This is a genomic window from Ruegeria sp. AF7 (assembly GCF_056541885.1).
In genome coordinates, this window is the sequence record NZ_JBQFYX010000052.1 from 1 (window position 1) to 1,273 (window position 1,273).

The 1,273-nt window shown below is 55.9% G+C and carries 1 protein-coding gene; it reads right to left on the reverse strand.

Annotation, left to right across the window (positions count from 1 at the left end; genetic code table 11):
• Positions 1-39: 39 nt before the first annotated feature.
• Positions 40-1,193, reverse strand: a protein-coding gene (locus ACR0AP_RS20890; RefSeq protein WP_480509215.1) for an IS3 family transposase whose coding sequence is annotated in 2 segments (ribosomal slippage) — positions 40-926 and positions 926-1,193 — 1,155 coding nt in all. Because the reading frame shifts where the segments join, the coding sequence is not laid out codon by codon here.
• Between the last annotated feature and the right edge of the window lie 80 nt (positions 1,194-1,273).

The window sequence follows — 1,273 nt, forward strand, 5'->3', positions numbered from 1 at the left end:
TGAGCTACTCCCCAATGTTTGGACAGATTTCGGTGTAATTTAAGCTACTTTTTGCTCCTGCTGATCGGTTTGGATTTCTTCTTTTCTCAGCCAATAGACCACGGCTGGGGGTTTGCCGCCAAGGGCGGAGTGTGGGCGTTTGCGGTTGTAGAAATCGATCCATTTCGCAACGCCCGCCTTCGCCTCTGATCCGGTCTCCCAGGCGTGCAGGTAGACGCATTCGTACTTCAACGACCGCCAGAGCCGCTCGACGAAGATGTTATCGAGGAACCGGCCTTTGCCATCCATCGAGATACGCACTCCGGATCGGCGTAGCCGGTCGGTCCAGGCAAACGAGGTGAACTGGCTGCCCTGATCCGTATTCATGATTTCCGGTGGGCCAAACCTGGCGATGGCCTCGTTCAGTGCCGCGACGCAGAAGTCGGCTTCCAGCGTGTTCGAGATGCGCCAGGCCAGCACCTTTCGGGTGTGCCAGTCCATGATGGCGACCAGATACAGAAAGCCCCTGCGCATCGGCAGATACGTGATGTCGGCACACCAGACCTGATTGGGGCGCTCCACCCGTAGGCCGCGCAGCAGATAGGGATAGGTCTTGTGCCCTTTCGCCGCTTTGCTGATGTTTGGTTTCTGATAGATCGGCATCAAGCCCATCAGCCGCATCAAGCGTCGGATGCGCTTCTCGTTCACCAGATGGCCTTCGTTTCGCAAGTGCCAAGTCATTTGCCGGACGCCAAAGAACGGTGTTTCCAGAAACTGCTCATCGATCTGGCGCATCAACATCAGATTCATCGCTGTCTCACCCTTGGGCATGTAGTAAAACGATGACCGCGAGACCGACAATAGCTTGCACTGTTTGCCAATCGACAGGTTGGTATTGGCAGGCTCGACCATCTTGCGCCTCACTTGCCGATCCACGGCTTGAGCTTTCGTGACAAAAAATCGTTGGCAACGGCCAGCTCCCCGATCTTCGCGTGCAGTTCTTTGACTTGCTCCTCGTCGATCTCTGGGGGCTTCTTTCCGCCACGCTCGAACACGCCGGACGCGCCTTCCAGAAGCGCCCGTTTCCAGCTGTGGATCATCGTTGGGTGAACGCCAAACTGGCTCGCCAGATCAGCAACAGTCCGCTCGCCCTTCAAAGCCTCAAGCGCGACTTTCGCTTTGAACTCGGGCGAATGGTTCTTCCGTTTCGACATCTCTGATCTCCTCTTCGTCGAAGATCAGCAAACAACAAATCGTAGCTTACGTCAGTGTCCGAAATTCAGGGGGTAGCTCA